12 protein-coding genes and 1 pseudogene are annotated in these 18269 nt (G+C 68.5%); 7 read left to right on the top strand and 6 right to left on the bottom strand.

Translation table 11 applies throughout. The features are described 5' to 3' along the window. The first annotated feature begins 13 nt into the window (after window positions 1-13). Genes secD through G6N68_RS10045 form a run of 5 tightly spaced genes read left to right on the top strand, consistent with a single transcriptional unit; the run spans window position 14 to window position 8116 of the window. The gene (gene secD / locus G6N68_RS10025; protein WP_163711139.1) at window positions 14-1963 is read left to right on the top strand and encodes a protein translocase subunit SecD; all 1950 of its coding nucleotides are present in this window, start codon (window positions 14-16) and stop codon (window positions 1961-1963) included. A 4-nt stretch (window positions 1964-1967) separates the two neighbouring features. Next, window positions 1968-3446 carry a protein translocase subunit SecF gene (gene secF / locus G6N68_RS10030; RefSeq protein WP_163711141.1) on the top strand — a complete coding sequence of 493 codons (1479 nt, stop codon included), beginning with the start codon at window positions 1968-1970 and terminating at the stop codon, window positions 3444-3446. Window positions 3447-3452: 6 nt separating this feature from the next. Then, a complete protein-coding gene (locus tag G6N68_RS10035) occupies window positions 3453-5108 on the top strand; it encodes an ABC transporter substrate-binding protein (RefSeq protein WP_163711143.1) in 1656 nt (551 codons plus the stop codon). A 38-nt stretch (window positions 5109-5146) separates the two neighbouring features. Next, window positions 5147-5677: an adenine phosphoribosyltransferase gene (locus G6N68_RS10040; protein WP_163711145.1), complete on the top strand. Its 531-nt coding sequence runs from the start codon at window positions 5147-5149 to the stop codon at window positions 5675-5677. Between the two features lie 42 nt (window positions 5678-5719). Further along, window positions 5720-8116, top strand: a complete 2397-nt coding sequence (locus G6N68_RS10045; protein ID WP_163711147.1) for a RelA/SpoT family protein — start codon at window positions 5720-5722, stop codon at window positions 8114-8116. 51 nt (window positions 8117-8167) lie between these two features. On the opposite strand, the gene G6N68_RS10050 is transcribed toward G6N68_RS10045, so the two are convergent. From G6N68_RS10050 to G6N68_RS10065, 4 genes and pseudogenes are all read right to left on the bottom strand, one after another. After that, window positions 8168-11629: a hypothetical protein gene (locus G6N68_RS10050; RefSeq protein ID WP_163711148.1), complete on the bottom strand. Its 3462-nt coding sequence runs from the start codon at window positions 11627-11629 to the stop codon at window positions 8168-8170. Continuing rightward, a complete protein-coding gene (locus G6N68_RS32080; protein WP_163711149.1) occupies window positions 11538-12371 on the bottom strand; it encodes a PE family protein in 834 nt (277 codons plus the stop codon). Before G6N68_RS32080 ends, G6N68_RS10050 begins: the two co-directional genes overlap by 92 nt. Window positions 12372-12393: 22 nt before the next feature. Further along, window positions 12394-13484: pseudogene (locus G6N68_RS10060) on the bottom strand (serine/threonine-protein kinase); the annotation flags it as partial. Window positions 13485-13639: 155 nt separating this feature from the next. Further along, entirely contained in the window at window positions 13640-14515 is an 876-nt protein-coding gene (locus tag G6N68_RS10065) for a peptidylprolyl isomerase (protein ID WP_163711150.1), read from the bottom strand. A gap of 62 nt (window positions 14516-14577) precedes the next feature. On the opposite strand from G6N68_RS10065, the gene G6N68_RS10070 reads away from it, so the two are divergent. Together G6N68_RS10070 and hisS are read left to right on the top strand one after the other, a co-directional pair. Continuing rightward, window positions 14578-15246, top strand: a complete 669-nt coding sequence (locus G6N68_RS10070) for an MBL fold metallo-hydrolase (RefSeq protein WP_163711152.1) — start codon at window positions 14578-14580, stop codon at window positions 15244-15246. A 3-nt stretch (window positions 15247-15249) separates the two neighbouring features. Continuing rightward, the gene (gene hisS, locus G6N68_RS10075; protein ID WP_163711153.1) at window positions 15250-16518 is read left to right on the top strand and encodes a histidine--tRNA ligase; all 1269 of its coding nucleotides are present in this window, start codon (window positions 15250-15252) and stop codon (window positions 16516-16518) included. Here hisS and G6N68_RS10080 read toward each other — a convergent pair. Continuing rightward, a complete protein-coding gene (locus tag G6N68_RS10080) occupies window positions 16515-17645 on the bottom strand; it encodes an epoxide hydrolase family protein (RefSeq protein WP_205351296.1) in 1131 nt (376 codons plus the stop codon). The two genes, hisS and G6N68_RS10080, sit on opposite strands and share 4 nt — an antisense overlap. Then, a complete protein-coding gene (locus tag G6N68_RS10085) occupies window positions 17645-18223 on the bottom strand; it encodes a TetR/AcrR family transcriptional regulator (RefSeq protein ID WP_163718413.1) in 579 nt (192 codons plus the stop codon). The genes G6N68_RS10080 and G6N68_RS10085 overlap by 1 nt, the downstream gene beginning before the upstream one ends. Between the last annotated feature and the right edge of the window lie 46 nt (window positions 18224-18269).

The raw sequence follows: 18269 nt of genomic DNA on the forward strand, positions 1-18269 counted from the left end.
GAGACGTTGGAACGTGGCATCGACTTCGGCGCCGGTCCATCCTGCCCGCTACCTGTCGGTATTCGCGTTCATGCTCCTCAGCGTCTACCTGCTGGTTTTCTTCACCGGGGACGGTCATGCGACCCCGAAGCTGGGCATCGACCTGCAGGGCGGAACCCGGGTCACGTTGACTGCCCGCACGCCGGACGGTTCGGCGCCGAGTCGGGAAGCGTTGTCGCAGGCGCAGCAAATCATCAGCGCGCGGGTCAACGGGCTCGGTGTTTCGGGCTCCGAGGTGGTCGTCGACGGTGACAACCTGGTCATCACGGTGCCGGGCAACGACGGCAGCGAGGCCCGCAATCTCGGCCAGACCGCACGTCTGTACATCCGGCCGGTGATTCAGGCCGTACCGGCGGCGACGGAAGAACCCACTGAGGGGCCTCAGCCGGGTGAGACGCCGCCCGCGAATTCGCCCGCGCCTGGTCAACCGCCCGCGCCTGGTCAACCGCCGGCCCCTGGTCAACCGTCCGCGCCTGGTCAACCGCCGGCCCCCGGTCAATCGCCCGCGCCCGGTCAGCCCCCCGCGCCCGGTCAATCACCTGCGCCCGGTCAACCGGGGACGCCGAGCCCGAGGCCCCAGCCGCGGCCTTTCCCGCAGGACCCGGCGCCCTCACCCTCGCCGAGTCCGAAGCCCAGCGCGACTTCACCGGCGCCCTCGTCACCCGCCCCTTCGTCACCTGCCCCCGGGTCGCCAGCGCCGGGTTCACCCGCCCCCGGGTCACCGGCACCGACGTCCGGTCAGCCCTCGCCGGCGGAGGTCCCGCCTCCCGATCAGCCCGCGCCGCCAGATCCGCGCAAGGATCTCGCCGAACGCATCGCGCAAGAAAAGAAGTGGCGCCAAAGCACCAACCAGTACTTGCAGATGATGGCGTTGCAATACCAATCGCTGCGCTGCAATGAGAAGGACATCCTGGCCGGCAATGACGATCCGAACCTGCCCCTGGTGACCTGCTCCACCGACCACAAGACGGCTTACCTGCTGGCGCCGTCGATCATCAGCGGCGACCAGATCAAAGACGCCTCCTCTGGTATGGACCAGCGCAGCATCGGTTACGTGGTCGATCTGCAGTTCAAAGGGCCCGCGGCGAACGTCTGGGCCGACTACACCGCCGCCCACGTCGGAACGCAGACGGCGTTCACCCTGGACTCCCAGGTCGTCAGCGCCCCGGTCATCAATGAACCTATTCCGGGCGGTAGGACCCAGATCAGCGGGGGAGAGCCACCGTTCACCGCGGCGGCCGCGCGCCAGCTCGCCAACGTCCTCAAATACGGGTCGTTGCCGCTGTCCTTCGAATCCTCGGAAGCTCAAACCGTCTCGGCGACACTGGGCTTGCAGTCGCTACGGGCCGGTCTGATCGCGGGTGCGATCGGGTTGGCGCTGGTGCTGGTGTACTCGCTGTTGTACTACCGAGTGCTGGGGTTGCTCACCGCGTTGTCGCTAATCGCTTCCGGGGCAATGGTTTTCGCAATCCTGGTGTTGCTGGGGCGGGTCATCAACTACACCCTGGACCTCGCGGGTATAGCGGGTCTGATCATCGGTATCGGCACCACCGCCGACTCGTTCGTGGTGTTCTTCGAACGCATCAAAGACGAGATCCGCGAAGGCCGTTCGTTCCGTTCGGCGGTGCCACGGGGTTGGTCGCGGGCCCGCAAGACGATCGTGTCGGGCAACGCCGTGACCTTCCTGGCCGCCGCGGTGCTCTACTTCCTGGCGATCGGCCAGGTGAAGGGGTTTGCTTTCACCTTGGGCCTGACCACGATCCTGGACCTCGTCGTGGTGTTCCTGGTGACTTGGCCGCTGGTGTACCTGGCGTCCAAGTCGTCGAGAATGGCCAAGCCGGCCTACAACGGCCTGGGAGCTGTTCAGCAGGTGGCCCGCGAACGCCGAACTCAAGCGGGTGCAGCGAAGACAGGACGGGGATAACCACATGGCTTCCGATCGCAGCAAGGAGGAGCTGGCGCAGGATGGGGACGAGTCGACCACCGACACCCAACCGCAGACGCCAACGCCCAAACCGGTTCGGCCCAGCAGTCGCAAGAGCGGTGCGGCCAAGGCGCCGGTAGGCAAGTCACGCGACAACTCGAAGGCCAAGGCAGCTTCAAAGACCCCTAAGACCGACGACGATGTCACCGAAGCCTCCGAAGCGCCCACGGTCGCGGTGAGCCTGGCCGACCGCGAAACAAGCACCGACGCCAAACTGCCCCAGCACAGCTTCCTGAACCGCCTCTACACCGGAACCGGCGCGTTCGAGGTGGTGGGAAAGCGCAAGCTTTGGTACGGCATCAGCGGCGCCATGGTCGCCATCGCCATTCTCGCCATCATCATCCGCGGTTTCACCTTGGGGATTGACTTCACGGGCGGCACCACGGTGTCGCTGCCCGCCGCGGGCGAGTCCGGCATCATCCAGGTGGATCAGGTGGAGGATGTCTTCAACAAGACCATCGGCAAGGACCCCGATGCGGTGGTGACGGTCGGCAAGGGCGCCTCGGCGACCGTGCAGATTCGCTCCTCGAAGCTGTCCAATGCCGAAACGGAGAAGCTGCGCGATGCGTTGTTCGACGCATTGAAGCCCAAGGGCGCCGACGGCCAGCCCAGCAAGCAGGCCATCAGCGACGCGGCGGTGTCTGCGACCTGGGGAGGCCAGATCACCAAGAAGGCGGTGATCGCCCTGGTGGTCTTCCTGGTGCTGTGTGCGCTCTACATCACCGTGCGCTACGAGCGGTACATGACCATCTCGGCGCTCGCGGCCATGTTCTTCGACATCGCCGTCACCGCCGGTGTGTATGCCTTGGTCGGTTTTGAAGTAACCCCCGCGACGGTGATCGGGCTGATGACCATCCTCGGGTTTTCCATCTACGACACCGTGATCGTGTTCGACAAGGTCGAGGAAAACACCCACGGCTTCCAGCACACCACTCGGCGAACCTACGCCGAACAGGCCAACCTCGCGATCAACCAGACGTTCATGCGCTCCATCAACACCAGCCTGATCTCCGTACTTCCGGTGGTGGCATTGATGGTGGTGGCGGTGTGGCTGCTCGGGGTTGGCACCCTGAAGGACTTGGCGCTGGTGCAGCTGATCGGCATCATCGTCGGCACCTACTCGTCGATCTTCTTCGCCACACCGCTGCTGGTCACCCTGCGGGAGCGCACGGAGTTGGTGCGCACTCACACCCGACGGGTCAACCGGCGCCGCACGGCGGGATCGCGGGCAACCGACGACGCCGCTGACAGCGAGACCGCGGAGGACGCGGAATCCGGGGCCACCACCGAGGTAGCCGCAGTCGTGGGATCCCAGGCGGAGACGGCCACCAAACCGGCAACCAACAAACCGGCCCCGGGCGCGCGGCCGGTGCGGCCGACCGGCACCCGCCGTCCCACCGGCAAGAGAAGCGCCCGGCGGTAGTCGCCGATGGTCACCGCGCGGCGGGCGACCTTGTGGTGTCGCATCATCGAGGTCATCGCGATGCTGGTCGCAGGCTCGACGTTGACCGGTTGTTCCGGCAGCACGGCGAAGAAGATCGACTACGTCGTCGACGGGTCGCTGCCCAGCTACAACGTCAACACCGTCATCGGCGCGGCGTCGGCGGGGGCCCAGGCGTTTGCCCGCACCCTCACCGGCTTCACCTATCACGGGCCCGACGGGCAGGTGGTTGCCGACCGTGACTTCGGCACCGTCTCGGTGGTGGGCGGTTCGCCGCTGGTGCTGGATTATCAGATCGCCGACAACGCCGTGTATTCCGACGGCAAACCGATAACCTGCGACGATCTCGTGCTGACCTGGGCCGCCCAGTCCGGTCGCTTTCCCGGTTTCGATGCCGCCACACAGGCCGGCTACCTCGACATCGCCAACATCGATTGCACGCCGGGTCAGCGCAAGGCCCGGGTCTCGTTCATCCCGGACCGCGGTTTCGTCGACTACACGCAGTTGTTCACGGCGACATCGCTGATGCCGTCACACGTGCTATCCGACCTCCTGGGGACCGACGTCACCAAGGCGCTGCTGGACAACAACGGTCCCGTCGTGGAAAACATTGCGCGACTGTGGAATTCGACGTGGGACTTGAAGCCGGGCGTCGACCTCAAGCGCTTCCCGTCGTCCGGGCCGTACAAGATCGAATCCGTCCTGCCCGGCGGTGCGGTGGTGCTCGTCGCCAATGACCGCTGGTGGGGCGCCAAGCCCGTCACCAAGCGGATCACCGTGCGGCCGCTGGGAGTCGACATCCAGGACCGGGTCAACAACCGCAGCGTCGACGTGGTGGATATCGCGGCGGGATCGTCGGGTGCGCTGGCAACGCCAGACAACTATCAACGCACCGACTCGCCCGCGGCGGGGATCGTGCAATTGATCTTCGCGCCGAAGGGGCCGCTGTTCGACGTCCGCAATCGCCGCGCACTCTCGCTGTGCGCCCCGCGGGAGGCGATCGCCCGGGACGCCGGAACGGGGATCGCCAATTCGCGGCTCAATCCGGCCACCGAGGACCCCATCGCCGAGGCCGACGGGGCTGCGCAGGCCGCACCGTTCAACACGGGCGACCCGGCCGCCGCCCGCGATGCGCTGGGTGGAACACCGCTGACGGTCCGGATCGGCTTCCACGGACCTAACGCCCGCCTGGCGGCCACCATCGGCACCATCGCGAAGTCGTGCGCCCCCGCCGGAATCACCGTCTCCGACGTCACCCTCGACATCCCTGGGCCGCAGGCGCTGCGGGAAGGCAAGATCGATGTGTTGCTGTCCAGCACTGGGGGCGCCAGCGGCAGCGGATCGAGCGGGTCGTCGCTGGTGGACGCCTACGCCCTGCACGGCGGCAACGGCAACAACCTGTCCGGGTTCGCAAACCCCCAGGTCGACGGCATCATCGGCGCACTCGCCGTCTCCGCCGACCCCGGCGAACGGGTCCGGTTGCTTGCCGAGGGCGCGCCGATTCTCTGGACCGACCTGCCGACGTTGCCGTTGTATCGCCAGCAGCGCACTTTGCTGATGTCGAAAAAGATGTACGCAGTAAGCAAGAACCCGACTCGATGGGGCGCCGGGTGGAATATGGACCGCTGGTCCCTGACACAGTGAGTCGACCAATTGCCGCTATGACGCCTCGTAAGGTCGTAATGAGTTCTCCTCCCATTGCCCAGGTGATCGCATCCCTGACCAGGGACGTCGCAGACTTTCCAAAGCCGGGAGTCCAGTTCAAAGACCTCACTCCGCTGTTCGCCGATCGGGATGGGTTCGCGACGGTTGTCGACGCGCTGGCCGAAATTGCGTCCGGGGCCGACCTGGTGGCCGGGATCGAGTCCCGCGGATCTCTGGTGGCCGCCGCGACTGCCATCCGACTCGATTGCGGCGTGTTGTCCATCCGCAAGCGCGGCAAGCTGCCGCCGCCGGTGATCGGCGAGGACTACGTCCGGGAGTACGGCCCGGCGGCCATGGAAATCCCGGCCGACGGCCTCGACCTGCAGGACCGCAGCATCGTGATCATCGACGACGTGCTGGCCACCGGCGGCACCTTGGGTGCGGCGGCGCGGTTACTGAAGCGCGCCGGGATGAACGTGACCGGGGCGGCCGTGCTGGTGGAACTTCCGGCGCTCGGCGGTCGCGAAGCCATTGCGCCGTTGTCGGTTCAAAGTTTGAGCTACGCCTGAGCTCCCCGCGAAGCGATATCCTCGAGGTCGGAGGTGACGACCGTGGCGGATAACCCGAGCGCAACGCAAGCTGTTGCGCCGCCAGCAGATTTGGTGGTGCCCGATGCGGAAGCGGCACCCCCTGAAGCGGCGCCGGCCGTCGAGACGCCTGAACCGCCGGTAGAAACACTCAAGACCACCAGCAGCGCGTCCCGTCGGGTTCGGGCGCGGCTGGCTCGCCGGATGACCGCCCGCAACAGCGGCATCAATCCCGTGCTCGAGCCGCTGGTAGCCGTGCACCGGGAGATCTACCCCAAAGCGGATCTGTCGATGCTGCAGCGGGCCTACGAGGTGGCCGAGCAACGGCACGCGAGTCAGCTGCGGCACAGCGGCGATCCCTACATCACCCACCCGCTGGCCGTCGCCAACATCCTGGCCGAGCTGGGCATGGACACCACCACCTTGATCGCCGCGCTGCTGCACGACACCGTCGAGGACACCGGCTACACCCTGGAAGCCCTGTCGGAGGAGTTCGGCGAAGAGGTAGGCCACCTTGTCGACGGTGTGACCAAGCTGGACCGCGTCGTACTGGGTAGTGCCGCCGAAGGCGAAACCATCCGCAAGATGATCACCGCGATGGCCCGTGACCCCCGGGTGCTGGTGATCAAGGTGGCCGACCGCCTGCACAACATGCGCACGATGCGGTTCCTGCCCCCGGAGAAGCAGGCGCGCAAAGCCCGCGAAACGCTGGAAGTCATTGCGCCGCTGGCGCATCGGCTGGGTATGGCCAGCGTCAAGTGGGAACTGGAAGATTTGTCGTTCGCGATCCTGCACCCCAAGAAGTACGAGGAGATCGTTCGCCTGGTCGCCGGCCGGGCCCCGTCCCGCGACACCTACCTGGCCAAGGTCCGCGCCGAGATCACCGCCACCCTGAACGCGTCCAAGATCAAGGCCGTCGTCGAGGGGCGGCCCAAGCATTACTGGTCGATCTACCAAAAGATGATCGTCAAGGGACGCGACTTCGACGACATCCACGACCTGGTCGGCATCCGCATCTTGTGCGACGAGATCCGCGACTGCTATGCGGCCGTGGGCGTCGTCCACTCGCTGTGGCAGCCGATGGCGGGCCGGTTCAAGGACTACATCGCCCAGCCCCGATATGGCGTGTACCAGTCGCTGCACACCACGGTTGTCGGGCCCGAAGGCAAGCCGCTGGAAGTGCAGATCCGCACCAACGACATGCACAACACCGCCGAATTCGGCATCGCCGCGCACTGGCGCTACAAGGAAACCAAGGGCCGCAACGGCGTTCCGCATCCACACGCGGCCGCCGAGATCGACGACATGGCCTGGATGCGCCAACTGCTCGACTGGCAACGGGAGGCGGCCGACCCCGGCGAGTTCCTCGAGTCGCTGCGTTACGACCTTGCGGTGCAGGAGATTTTCGTGTTTTCGCCCAAGGGTGACGTCTACACATTGCCGGCGGGATCCACGCCGGTCGACTTCGCCTACGCGGTGCACACCGAGGTCGGCCATCGCTGCATCGGTGCTAGGGTCAACGGCCGGTTGGTGGCGCTGGAACGCAAGCTGGAAAACGGGGAAGTCGTCGAGGTTTTCACCTCCAAGGCGTCCAATGCCGGCCCCTCGCGGGACTGGCAACAGTTCGTGGTGTCGCCGCGGGCAAAGACGAAGATCCGGCAGTGGTTCGCCAAGGAACGGCGCGAGGAAGCGCTGGAGGCCGGCAAGGAAGCCATGGCCCGTGAGGTCCGTCGAGGCGGACTTCCGTTGCAGCGCTTGGTGAGTGCGGACTCCATGAGTGCGGTGGCGCGGGAACTGCACTACACCGACGTGTCGGCGCTGTACACCGCGATCGGCGAGGGACATGTGTCGGCCCGCCATGTCGTGCAGCGTCTGCTGGCCGAACTCGGCGGAATCGATCAAGCCGAAGAGGAACTCGCCGAACGGTCCACGCCGGCGACCATGCCGCGCCGGCCACGCAGCACCGAAGACGTCGGCGTCGCGGTCCCGGGCGCCCCGGGTGTGCTGACCAAGCTGGCCAAGTGCTGCACCCCGGTGCCGGGCGACCAGATCATGGGGTTCGTTACCCGCGGCGGGGGAGTGAGTGTGCACCGCACCGACTGCACCAACGCGGCGTCGTTGCAGCAGCAGGCCGAACGCATCATCGAGGTGCTTTGGGCGCCGTCACCCTCGTCGGTGTTCCTGGTGGCTATCCAGGTGGAGGCGCTGGACCGGCACCGGTTGCTGTCGGACGTGACGCGGGTGCTGGCCGATGAGAAGGTGAACATTCTGTCCGCGTCGGTGACGACGTCGGGAGACCGGGTGGCGATCAGCCGGTTCACCTTTGAGATGGGCGATCCCAAGCATCTGGGTCACTTGCTCAACGTGGTGCGCAACGTCGAGGGCGTCTACGACGTGTATCGGGTGACGTCCGCGGCTTAGGATGCGGCTTAGGAGCCGCCTAGAGCACGCCTAGAGATGCTTACGGGCGGGCTAGAACAAAGCGCCGGGACCGCCGAGCCCGCCTTTACCGCCGCTGCCACCGAAGATGGCGCCGGCCCCAGTGGGAGGGCCGCCGTCGCCACCGGACGTGCCGAAGAGCCCCGCGACGTAATTGCCCTGGGGGTTCCAGGTACCGCCGCCCTGTCCGCCGTTCCCACCATTTCCGCCGGAGCCGCCCGGACCGCCGAATGCGCCCGCAGCGCCCTGGCCGCCGGTACCCCCGCTACCGCCGTTGCCGCCGTTGCCGCCGCCACCGTAGCCGTCACCGCCCCGGCCGCCAAAGCCCCCGAGACCACCGTTGGCGGCAGTTGCGAGGCCGCCCCCGCCGCCGGTGCCGCCGTTGCCGCCGTTGCCGCCTTTACCCACGAGGCCGAGGCCGCCGCTTCCGCCCCAGCCGCCCGTGCCGCCCACATGGCCGCTGTCGGAGGTGCCGCCGTCGCCGCCCTTGCCGCCGTTCCCGCCGGTGCTGCCTTGGCCGCCCGTGCCGCCGTCGCCGCCACTGCCAGCACCTCCGTTGAAGAGGTCGCCGTTGCCGCCGTTCCCGCCGTTGCCGCCGTTGCCGCCGTTGCCGCGAGCGCCCGTGGCACCGGTAGCGCCGGTAGTGGAGCCCTGACCGCCGGCACCGCCGGCACCGCCGAACCCGCCGTCGCCGCCGGAGCCTCCCTTGCCGCCGTTACCGGCCTTCGAAACGTTGATGGTGGGAACAGCGCCGTTGCCGCCGTTGCCGCCGTTGCCGCCCGTGCCGCCGGTTCCGCCGGTCCCGCCGGCACCGCCGGCGCCCTGTTTGCCGGCCTGTCCGGCAACGGCTGCGCCGCCGGCACCGCCGGCGCCGCCGGTGCCGCCGGCGCCACCCGTCGCGCCGATCCCGCCGGAACCACCGTTCCCACCGGGACCCTCGCTGGGGGATGTGCCGTTGCTGCCCGTGCTGCCGACGCCCCCCGTGCCGCCGGTGCCACCGACACCGCCGGTTCCGCCTTCGCCTCCGTTGCCGGCCCACGAACCGCCTTTACCGCCGGCGCCTCCCACCCCGCCGGTGCCGCCCGTTCCGCCGACCGTCCCCGCAGCTCCGGTGCTGCCCTGGCCGCCGGCACCACCGGTGCCGCCCTTGCCGCCGTTGCCGACGAGCCCACCGTCGCCGCCGTTGCCGCCGGCCGCGCCGGTGCCACCGGGGGCGGTGGCGTCCGCGCCCTTTCCGCCGTTCCCGCCGTTGCCGCCGCTGCTGGCGATGGCGCCGGTCGCACCGGTGTTGCCCTGCTTGGAACCCGAACCGCCGAGGCCGCCCTCGCCACCCATTCCGGGGTCGCCGCCGTTGCCTCCGTTGCCGCCGATGCCGTTGTTGACGCTCATCGTTCCGGCTGCACCGTTGCCGCCATTGCCGCCGGCTCCGCTGGTCCCGCCGGCGCCACCGTCGCCGCCCGCGCCCCAGGTGCCAGCCTTACCTGCCGGCGCGGCGCCACCGGCTCCGCCGTTACCGCCGGCACCGCCCTTGCCGCCTTTACCACCATTGCCGCCGGTTTGACCGTGGGCGCCGAGCTCGGTGGCGTCGGCGCCCTTGCTGCCTTGGCCTCCGGTGCCGCCCGTGCCACCTCTGCCGCCGTTCCCCCCGTCGCCGCCGTTGCCGGCAAGGGCACCGCCCGAACCACCGGCTCCGCCATGGCCGCCGGAACCGCCGACACTGCCCGCCTGACCGTGTGCGCCATCGCCTATTCCGGGCAAACCAGGGCTGCCGGTGCTGCCGTTTCCGCCGTCACCGCCTCTGCCGCCGTTGCCAACCAGCCCGCCGTTTCCGCCGTTCCCGCCGTTTCCGCCATTGGGGTTTCCGCCCAAGAGGAAGCCGTCGCCTCCGCGGCCCCCGTCGCCGCCGTTGCCGCCGCTGGTAGGCATGGCGCCCTTCGCGCCGTTCTCGCCAAGCGTCGACCCTTGACCACCGATGCCGCCGGCTCCGCCTTGACCTGGATCGCCGCCTTTGCCGCCGTTCCCACCGGCACTGCCGGCGAAGCCATCCCCGCCTCTGCCGCCGTTGCCGCCGACTCCGCCAGTGCCTCCGTCGCCACCGGCTCCGCCCGCGCCCTGCATTCCGGCCTTGCCCGCCGGTGCCGCGCCGCCGGCTCCGCCGTTCCCGCCGTTTCCGCCGGCCCTGCCATTCTGGCCGTTGGTGCCATCGCCACCCTGGCCGCCGGGTGCGGTGGCGTCCAGACCGTCTGTTCCGTTTGCGCCGTTGCCGCCTCTGCCGCCAACGCCGCCATTACCGCCATTTCCGCCGTCACCCCCCAGTGCTCCACCTGCCCCACCGGCACCGCCGTGGCCTCCGGCACCTCCGTCAACGCCGGGGCCAAAGAAGAAACTTGTTCCATCGGAGCCGTTTCCGCCGTTTCCGCCGTTTCCGCCATTGCCGACCAGCCCGCCGTTACCGCCGTTTCCGCCATTGCCGCCTGATTGGCCCGGGGTTAGGAAGATCCCCGGCATGCCGTGTCCGCCGTGTCCGCCGTTTCCGCCGCTTGTCGGGGTACTACCGGCCGCACCCGCCAGGCCGGGGGTGATTCCCGTGCCCCCTGCGCCGCCCAGTCCTCCGGCGCCGGGATCGCCGCCGTTTCCGCCGTTCCCGCCGTTGCCGCCAAAGACGGTCGAGACTCCACCGTTCCCGCCGTCACCAGGTGCCCCACCGGCACCGCCGACGCCGCCGTGTCCGCCTCGGCCGTCGTAGCCTGCGTGGCCTAACAGGCCGCTGGCGCCCCCGGCCCCGCCGTTACCACCCGCTCCGCCGTTACCGCCGGCTCCGCCGTCGCCGCCGTCACCGCCGTTTCCCGCGACGGCCTCGAAGTTCGAGGCGTGACTGCCGTTGGCGCCCGCGCCGCCGTCGCCGCCGACGCCGCCCATGCCGCCGTTGCCGCCCACTCCACCATTGCCCAGCAGCAGTCCGCCAGCGCCACCGGCACCGCCGTCACCGCCCGCTCCGCCGGCACCGCCGTTGCCGCCGTTGCCGCCCGACGTCGACGGATCCGTTGGGGCGATGGCCGACGCACCGTCGGCACCGGCGGAGCCGTTGCCCCCGGCCCCGCCCGCGCCGCCAGTGCCGATCAGGCCTGCCCGGCCTCCGTTGCCGCCAACCCCGCCGGACAAGCCCGGGCCGGCAGCGGTGCCGCCGATACCGCCGACGCCGCCTTGGCCGAACAGCAATCCACCCAGACCGCCTGTCCCGCCTGCGCCGCCGTCGACACCTGAGTCGCCGATCCCGCCGGCGCCGCCGGTGCCGCCGGTGCCGAACAAGCCGGCCTGACCGCCCGCACCGCCGGTCCCCCCGGCGGCCCCGCCGCTGCCGCCGGAACCGCCGTCCCCGTAGATCCATCCACCCTGGCCGCCGCTACCACCGGTGCCGCCGGTGACGCCCGTGGCCCCGGCACCGCCGCGCCACCGACCCGCCGTTGCCGAACAGCCAGGCCCGACCGCCGACACCCCCGGCCACGCCTGCCGCTGCGGTGCTGCCGCCGCCACCGCCGTGGCCGAACAGCACCCCGCCGTTGCCGCCGACACCGCCTGCCCCGCCGCCGATTCCGGCGCCGCCCGCGCCGCCGTTGCCCAACAACCCGGCATTACCGCCGGCGCCGCCTGTCCCGCCGCTGCCGCCATTGCCGCCGTTGCCCAGCAACCATCCGCCGTTGCCGCCCGCGCCACCGACCGCGCCCGCACCACCGGCACCGCCGTTACCGCCCCTGCCGATCAGTCCCGCTGCGCCACCGGCGCCGCCGGCAATTCCCGGGGCGTCACCGGCGTTCCCGTTACCGCCGTTGCCGTACAACAAACCTCCCGGCGCGCCCGCCTGTCCCGGCAACGTTCCGTCCGCACCGTCACCGATCAGCGGCCGGCCGAACCAGGCCTGGGTTTGCGCATTCACCGCGTTGAGCAACCACTCCGCATTGAGCCCCTCGGTCTGCGCATAAGACGCCGCGGTGGCGGAAAAAGTTTGCGCGAACTGGTCGTGGAACGCCACTACCCGCGCGCTCAGCGCCTGATACTCGTTTGCCTGCGTGCCGAAGAGCGTGGCGATGGCCGCGGATACCTCGTCGGCGGCCGCCGGCAGGAGAGTCGTCGTGTGGGCTGCGGCCGCCGCGTTCGCGGCCCTAATCGTTGTCTGTATCTTCGCCAGATCCGTTGCCGCAGTGGCTATTGACTCGGGCAGCACGACCATGAACGACATACATCAGCCCCGCTCTAAGTGCCGAATTGACGCTGGTGACAATAAAATTAGTCAACAGGTGGATTGCGCCTCCGATGTCGCCATGGTCGGTGCTGAGGATGGCGGGGATCTGCGCGGGATCGGTCGGGACCTTGCCCGACCGCGGCGGTTTGGCCGTCGCGGCGGGCATCTTTGCGGTATTGGTGCATCGGGCTCCTGCACGCTGGGTTGCGGTGTGTTGGACGGCGGCGCGCTGGGCGGTGGCGATAGTTCCGGCGTCACACTCTGCGCGGGTGCCAGCTGGGTCGGTACTTCGCCAAACCGCGCCGGACGCGGCGGGGGTGTGGGTGGCGGGGGAGGCGGCGGGGCGGGTCGCGGTCGCAGTGCAGCCCTCGCCGCTTCGGCGAGTTCTGGCGCGGTCTGGTAGCGGGCCTTCATGTTTTTGGCCATACCGCGGCCGATCACCTCGTCCAGCGCCCGCGGTAAGCCCCGCACCATGGTCGACGGCCGAGGCGGCGGCGTGTTGAGGTGGCCGACGAGCTGAGCTTCCAGGCTGTTGCCGGGGTAGGGGCGGCCACCCGTCAAACACTCGTGCAGCACGCACGCCAGCGAGTACACGTCGCACCGCGGATCCGTTGCGCCGTCGAACCGTTCGGGTGCCATGTAGGCGACAGTTCCCAACGTGTCGCCGGATCTGGTCAACGACGTGTCGGCGGCGTTACGGGCAATCCCGAAGTCGATCAGGTACACGAAATCGCGGGCGTTGGCGACCAGGATGTTCGACGGCTTGATATCGCGATGCACCAACCCGGCTCGGTGGGCGCTGTCCAGCGCCGCCGCAACCTGTTCGATGACGGTGACCGCCCGCTCCGGGCTAAGCCGGCCGCCGTGTTCGACGATGTACCGCATCAGGTCGCGGCCCTCGATCAGCCGCATGTCGACATACAGCTGGCCGTCGATTTCGCCGTAGCCGTGGATCGGCACCACGTGCGGGTCGTTGAGGGCCGCGGCGGTGCGTGCCTCCCGTCGGAAACGCTGCTGGAACTCGCGGTCCTCGGCAGAGTGTGGCGGCAGAACCTTGATGGCGACGATGCGGTCGGTCGCGGTGTCGTAGGCGCGCCAGACTTCGCCCATTCCGCCGCGACCCAACAGGCCGAGCAGCTTGTATCGCCCGAATGTGCGTTCGGGAGCCCTCCCCGCCAAAGCGACCTCCCCCGTAAGCACCGGAAGCTCAAATTATCGCTTACGGCGGCGGCAGGTGGACGATTCCGCGGGTACCGCCCGGTCGGTTAGTCGAGCAACACCGACTGAATGATGACGTCGCCGACCGGGGCACCGTCTCCTTGCTTGCTTCCCGGGGCCAGGCCGGCCTTCGCGATCTTGTCCAGGGTCTCCAAGCCGTCGGCCTGGATCGTGCCGAACACGGTGTACTCGGGGGGCAGCTGGGAGTCGCGGTAAACCATGAAGAACTGGCTGCCGTTGGTGTTCGGCCCGGAGTTGGCCATGGCCAAGGTGCCCCGGGGATAGATGACCGGTAGCTGCAGGTCAGGAGAGTTCGGCGGGTATTGGTCGGTCGGGTATTCGTTGTCGAATTGGTAGCCGGGCCCGCCGGTGCCGTCGCCCTTCGGGTCGCCGCACTGCAGCACCCCCAGGAACTCGGACGTCGTCAACCGGTGGCACTTGGTGTCCTTGAACCAACCTTGTTGGGCGAGGCTGACGAAGCTGTTGACCGTGCAAGGCGATTCGTTGTTGGCGAGCATCAGGCCGATCTTGCCCTGATTGGTCATCATGCTCATGCTGATCTGCGCCGGCTCGGTCGGCACCTTGCCCGTCCGCGGCGGCTTGGCCGGCTTGGCCGCCTTGTCCGGCGACGGCGGGTACTGGCAGTTGGCTCCCAAATTGGCCGACGGTTTGAACGGCGGCAGCCCGCCAGGTCCCGCAGGCTCCGAGGTGGTGGGCGAACTGCTGGGGGACGCCGTCGTGCTCGTGTTGTCGTCCTTGTTCATGACCACGACGACCACCACCGCAACGATCACCGCCACCGCGAGCGCCGCGCCACCGATGATGGCGAGAAGGCGGCGCCTCTTTGCCTGCTTGGCGCGGCGCTCCTGCTGCCGCTGAAGTTTGCGCTTCGCTGTCGCTCGTCGTTGTTGATTGGTCGGCACGACAGCCCAGGCTAATGTGGCTGCCGCGTTCAGTGTCAAGTGGGGATGGGAAACTCAAAGCTGTGTTGATCACCGGATTCCCCGCCGGCCTGCTGCAGTGCAACTGCTACGTGCTCGCCGAGCGCCAGGGGACCGACGCCATCATCGTCGACCCTGGTCAACGAGCCCTGGGCCAGCTGCGGCGCATCCTGGACGAGAACCGGCTCACCCCGGCCGCGGTCCTCATCACCCACGGCCACATCGACCACATGTGGTCCGCGCAAAAGGTCTCCGACATGTTCGGCTGCCCCACCTACATCCACCCCGAGGACAGATTCATGCTCACCGACCCGATCTACGGCCTAGGGCCGCGGGTGGCGCAGCTGGCGGCGGGCGCGTTCTTCCGCGAACCCAAGCAGGTCGTCGAGCTGGACCGCGACGGTGACAAGATCGACCTCGGCAGTGTCTCGGTCAACGTCGACCACACACCCGGACACACCCGCGGGTCGGTGTGCTTCCGCGTCCTGCAGGCCGCCAAGAACGACGCCGACGTCGTCTTCAGCGGCGACACGCTGTTCGAGCGGTCGATCGGCCGCACCGACCTCTTCGGCGGCAGCGGCCGCGACCTGCTGCGCTCCATCCGCGACAAATTGTTAGTTCTCGACGACAGGACAGTGGTACTACCCGGACATGGCAATGCGACCACCATCGGCGCCGAACGCCGATTCAACCCGTTCCTCGAAGGTCTGTAAGCGGTGACGGACTACTCGGCTTTCTCGGCGCCCAAGGGAGTGCCGGAATATCTTCCGCCCGAGTCGGCACAGTTCGTCGCGGTGCGTGACGGCCTGCTCAACACCGTTCGCCGGGCCGGCTACGGCTATATCGAGTTGCCCATCTTCGAGGACACCTCGCTGTTCGCTCGCGGCGTCGGTGAGTCGACCGACGTCGTGTCCAAGGAGATGTACACGTTCGCCGACCGCGGCGACCGCTCGGTCACGTTGCGTCCCGAGGGCACCGCGGGGGTGGTGCGGTCGGTGATCGAACACGGCCTGGACCGCGGCGCGCTACCGGTCAAGCTCTGTTATGCCGGACCGTTCTTCCGCTACGAGCGTCCGCAGGCGGGCCGGTATCGCCAGCTGCAGCAGGTTGGCGTCGAGGCGATCGGCGTCGACGACCCGGCACTGGACGCCGAGGTGATCACGATTGCCGACGCCGGGTTCCGTTCCCTGGGTCTCGACGGGTTCCGGCTGGAAATCACCTCGCTCGGCGACGACACCTGCCGTCCGCAGTATCGGGAACTGTTGCAGGAGTTCCTGTTCCGTCTCGATCTCGACGAGGAAACAAGACGGCGTGCCGAGATCAATCCACTGCGGGTGCTCGACGACAAGCGTCCCGAGGTGCGCGCGATGACGGCCGATGCGCCGGTCATGCTCGACCATCTGTCCGACGCGGCCAAGCAGCATTTCGACACGGTGCTGGCGCACCTGGACGCACTCGGGGTGCGCTACGTGATCAACCCCCGCATGGTGCGCGGCCTGGATTACTACACCAAGACCACCTTCGAGTTCGTGCACGACGGCCTGGGCGCGCAGTCCGGCATCGGCGGCGGCGGCCGCTACGACGGCCTGATGCGCCAGCTGGGCGGACAAGACCTGTCCGGCATCGGATTCGGCCTCGGCGTCGACCGGACGCTGCTGGCCTTGAAGGCCGAGGGCAAGAGCGTGGGGGAGACCACCCGATGCGACGTATTCGGCGTGCCCCTGAGTGAGCAGGCCAAGCTGCGACTTGCGGTACTGGCGGGCCAGTTGCGCGCCAACGGGGTGCGCGTTGATCTCTCCTACGGCGACCGTGGCCTCAAGGGTGCCATGCGTGCGGCAGACCGTTCTGGGGCGCGCATCGCCTTGGTTGCGGGGGACCGGGACCTCGAGGCCGGCACGATAGGGGTGAAGGATCTCACCACCGGCGATCAGGTTCCGGTAGCGACGGATTCCGTTGTCGACGAGGTCATTACGCGGTTGCGCTAGAAGATCTTCTGCTCATAGAGCACGTCGGCGAAGGCGGTCAGATCCGCGGCGAACAGGGCAGGCCGTTCGAATGCGGCGAAGTGCCCGCCGCGATCGTGAACCGCGTAGTGGACGAGGTTGTAGCGTGCGGCGGCCCAGGCGCGTGGCGTTTGCAGCAGTTCGCCCGGGTAGACCGCGTAACCGGTGGGCACGTCGACCCGGCCGGACCAGTCGCTGAGCGCGCTCGTGCCCGCCCGCAATGATTCGCAGTACAGCCGCGCGGCCGATGTCGCCGTGCCGGTCAGCCAATAGAACATCAAGTTGTCGATGAGGCGATCGGTGGATATCGGCATGCCGTCACGGATGTCGCACCACGCGTGGAACTTCTCGAGGATCCATCCGGCCAGACCCAGCGGGGAGTCGTCCAGCCCGAAACCCAGCGAATGTGGCCGCGTGCCTTGCAATTCCATGTACGCCGTGCCGTCCTTGACGCGTTCCAGGCTGGCCCCAATGGCGGCGAGTTCCGTTTCAGTGACGGCGGCCAGGAGTTCGGGATCGTTCTTGTCGGGTGGCGCGAACAACATGTTGCTGTGTATGGCCGCCACGTTCTGCGCGTAATGCTCGCCGAGGTGGCGCGTGACGAGCGCGCCCCAATCGCCGCCTTGCGCGACGTAGCGTTCGTAACCGAGTTGGCCCATCACGTCGGCAACCGCGGCCGCGACACGGGCCATGTCGACGCCGCGTTCCCGAGTCGGGCCGGAGAAGCCGTAGCCGGGCATCGACACGGCGACGACATGAAAGCGCTGTCGCAATTGCGGTAGCACGTCGAGGAATTCGACGATCGAGCCCGGCCAGCCGTGGGTGATGGCCAGCGGGATCGCGTCCTGGTTGTCGGAGCGGGCGTGCAGCAAGTGCACGCGCTGCCCGGCGGCGGTGGTGACGAACGAACCGCTCGCGTTGACCTCGGCCTCGACACGGCGCCAGTCGTAGTGGTGCAGCCAATGGTCGACCACGGAACGCAGGAATGCCTGGTCGGTGCCGTAATCCCAACCGGCATCGGCGATTTCGGCCGGCCATCGCGCCTTGCTGAGACGGTCGTGCAGGTCGTCGAGTTGAGCCTGCGGCACCTCGAGCCGCAATGGTTCCACTATGTTCCTCCCGAATTCTCCAGGTAGGCGGCCAGGGCGTTGGTCAGACCGCGCCGCGCCTTGTCCAGATCGGCGTAGGAGCCGAGTTGACGCTCCGACACCAAGCCCCGCATGGCGCCGGGAATCAGGGCGGCAACCTCCCGCACCCGTTCCTGGTCGACGTTGAGGCCGGCGAACGCGTTTTCACACGTTTGCAGCCAACTCTTGCCCCAGGAGAACAACTCGGCGGCGGTGCGGGGATACAGGCGTTCGAGTTCGGCGGGGTCGCGGGGCAGTGCGGCGCGCAGGTTTTCGATCGCGCGCGAATCGGGCGAGGCCAGGCCGCGGTAGAGCGTCTCGATGATCACCGCGAGGCGTTCCCGCAGGGGGACGTCCGGTTGCGCCGGCGTCGCGAGGTTCGTGAACGCCGCTGCGCGTCGTTCGGCGGTGCGGTGCAGCACGGCGGCCCAAAAGCCGTCGGTATCGCCGAATTGGTATTGCACCGCACCCCAGGTGGCGCCGATGTCCTTGGCGATCCGATTGGCCGACACTGACCCGGGTTCGCCAGAGGCGAGTGACCGAAGGGCGGCTTCGAGCATGCTCTCCCGCGTCGCGTTGCCGCGTCGATTGGGACGGCGCACCCCA

Source organism: Mycobacterium bourgelatii (genome assembly GCF_010723575.1).
Taxonomy (GTDB): domain Bacteria; phylum Actinomycetota; class Actinomycetes; order Mycobacteriales; family Mycobacteriaceae; genus Mycobacterium; species Mycobacterium bourgelatii.

Bases quoted from the DNA above. Each gene is read 5' to 3' on its own strand.
- G6N68_RS32080 (WP_163711149.1), bottom strand. From the start codon at position 12,371: ATGTCGTTCATGGTCGTGCTGCCCGAGTCAATAGCCACTGCGGCAACG.
- G6N68_RS10085 (WP_163718413.1), bottom strand. From the start codon at position 18,223: ATGCTCGAAGCCGCCCTTCGGTCACTCGCCTCTGGCGAACCCGGGTCA.
- G6N68_RS10040 (WP_163711145.1), top strand. From the start codon at position 5,147: ATGAGTTCTCCTCCCATTGCCCAGGTGATCGCATCCCTGACCAGGGAC.
- G6N68_RS10035 (WP_163711143.1), top strand. From the start codon at position 3,453: ATGGTCACCGCGCGGCGGGCGACCTTGTGGTGTCGCATCATCGAGGTC.
- secF (WP_163711141.1), top strand. From the start codon at position 1,968: ATGGCTTCCGATCGCAGCAAGGAGGAGCTGGCGCAGGATGGGGACGAG.